Below are 2,441 nucleotides of genomic sequence, written 5' to 3' on the forward strand. Positions count from 1 at the left end.
ACGATGGCGGCAGTCGCTCGTGAGAACGGGTGGATGCCGACCGCACGGTAGATGACAGCGAGTTCGAGGACGTTGTAGACTGCGTAGCCGACCGCGGTTCCAACTGCAGCACCCACGATACCGAACCGTGGAATCAACCACATGTTCAATACGACGTTGACGCTGACGCCGACTGCCGACGTCCATAGCTCGACCTTCGGGCGGTCGATTGCTTTAATAAGGTCACCGTCGAGCCCGGTTAGCGTCCGGAAGAACAGTCCAGCAGTCAGGACGGCGAGGGCGGGCGCAGACGGTGCGTATGCAGATCCAAACAGTAGCGTCACGACCGAGTCAGCATACAGGACGAAGGTCAGTGCCAGCGGGAGCGTTGCCGCCACAACCCATTTGGTGGAAAACCGGAATAGGTTGGCGAGCTTTCGGGCCCGACCGGCCGTGAAATGACGCGTCGAAACCGGCAGAAATGCGAAGCTGAACGCGGACATGACAAACGTCGTCGCCTGCCGCAATGGCTGAATCGCACGGTAGAACCCGACCTCGCTTGACGAGAGAAAGTACCCAATCATAAGCACGTCAAGTGTCGACAGGAGCATGAACATTGATGCGGCCACGGCCAGGGGCCACGCATGACCCCAGACAGTGGAGAGGGCAGTAGTCGACGGTCGCTGCACAACCCCTCGTGAGTCCTGGCTGAACAGGTACCCGAATCCAAAGACGAGGATACCAGTCGGGAAGACCAGCCAGTACGCGACCGCGCCAATGAGGTTTGCGCCGAACATGGACGCGACACCAATCGTCACGATTCCGACCAGGCGCGGTCCGAAATCGCGGACCAGAACAGCGGCTTTCGTGTCAGTTCTGGCCCGAATCGCACTGAAGGCGACCTGGCCCAGTGGGTACAACACTAGAAACGGGAGCAGCCACGGCAGCAGTCTCGTCAGCGATGGTTCCGCGAGCAGTGCGGCCAGCGAAGTTCGTGAAAGGTAGCCTGCGAGAAACAGGCCAGTTCCCAGCAGCGCCGCGATGCTGACACCCGCCCCAACAACTGTCGCCCGCGACGGACCGTCACTCTCACTCAGGGTGCGAGCGACTGAATCACCGATTCCGTTGCCAATCAGCAGTCCGATTGCGTACACCATCGTGTATGCCAGCGCCACAGAGCCGTAGACGGAGGGGGCAAGCGACCGAGCGAGATACGTCTCCGCGACGAGCGCGAGCGCACTCCCACCGACGATACCGACGAGTACAACTCCTGTACCGCCAACATCTGGCTCGCCCGTCTCCTCGCCGCTTGGTTGTGCCATCTACAGTATACAGTGCTTCTAATGGTCATATTCATCCAGTTACTTCGCACCCACGCCCGTGTGTAACTGGGATGTTACCGCGATGTAGTGTCGGACAGTATCATAGACATAGTCATGTCTGAGCGTCGCGGTGCTCTCACAAATACGGCAACTGACAGCGCGTCTACGTCGTCGCTTTCAGTAACAGAGTACCTCGCGTCCGCATCGGTCCTGACCGGCGCGATATTCGTTCTCATCTACCTGCTCCCCCCACAGATTCTTGTGCTGGGTGGAATAGTCGTGAGCAGTACCGTCGCAGTGTATACGCTGGTCTTTACCTTCCTCACGTTTGACAGACAACTGCCCCGTTGGCTCTCCAGCGTGCCAGTATGGCCGGTGCTTTTTCTCCCGGTCTTGCTGTGCTGGCTGTTTGTAATTACATTCGATATTACCCTCCCACTTTTCAATGTCGTCCTCTTCGCTGCGCTTGTTCTGTCGTCGTGTACGTACTGGGTCATTGTTCCAACGGCGTTGTACCAACACGTTGCGGAGCAGAACAGATCGACCACAGTGACGGAGTGGCCTGAAATCACAGTACTGGTCCCGGCGTACAACGAGGAGGGGTACGTCGGACCGTGTATAGAGTCCTTCCTCGCGGCCGACTATCCGGGTGATAAACTCAATATCGTCGTCGTCGACGACGGGAGTTCAGACGAGACGTATGCAGAGGCACGGGCATACGAGACAGCAGTGCCAGCGGACTCAGAGCCATCGGAGCGCCGACTCGAAGAGGCACGCACAGCCCTGAAAAAAGGGGATACCGACGGGGCGGTCACCGTCGCAGCTGAGGCGCTGGCTGACGGCCTCGACGCATCGGCCGATACTGCCGACTATCAGACTGTGTTCCGCACGTTGCAGACCTCCGTCATGGAGAGTACCGCGTCTGATTCATCACTTGACCAGATGCAAGCGCAATATGAACGAGCGGCTTTCCATCAGGACGGTGTCACGACGCAGACTGCCGAATCGTTCATCGCGACAGCGGAGCGGCTGCTGAGAGCACAGCATCCAACCGACCAGCCAGCCGGATGTTCTGTCACCGTGCTACAGAAAGAAAACGGTGGAAAGTACTCCGCGCTGAATCACGGATTAGCACACTCG

The 2,441-nt window shown here is 58.5% G+C and carries 2 protein-coding genes; one reads left to right on the forward strand and one right to left on the reverse strand.

The window, feature by feature from the left end:
- The coding region (locus tag Q0964_RS09945; RefSeq protein WP_299266713.1) for a flippase at positions 1 to 1,301 on the reverse strand (1,301 nt) is incomplete at its 3' end.
- Positions 1,302 to 1,388: 87 nt separating this feature from the next.
- Between Q0964_RS09945 and Q0964_RS09950 the strand changes: the two genes are divergently transcribed.
- On the forward strand, positions 1,389 to 2,441 hold a 1,053-nt coding region (locus Q0964_RS09950; RefSeq protein WP_299266716.1), incomplete at its 3' end, for a glycosyltransferase family 2 protein.

The sequence above is a fragment of the Halorientalis sp. genome (assembly GCF_028275115.1).
Lineage (GTDB): Archaea > Halobacteriota > Halobacteria > Halobacteriales > Haloarculaceae > Halorientalis.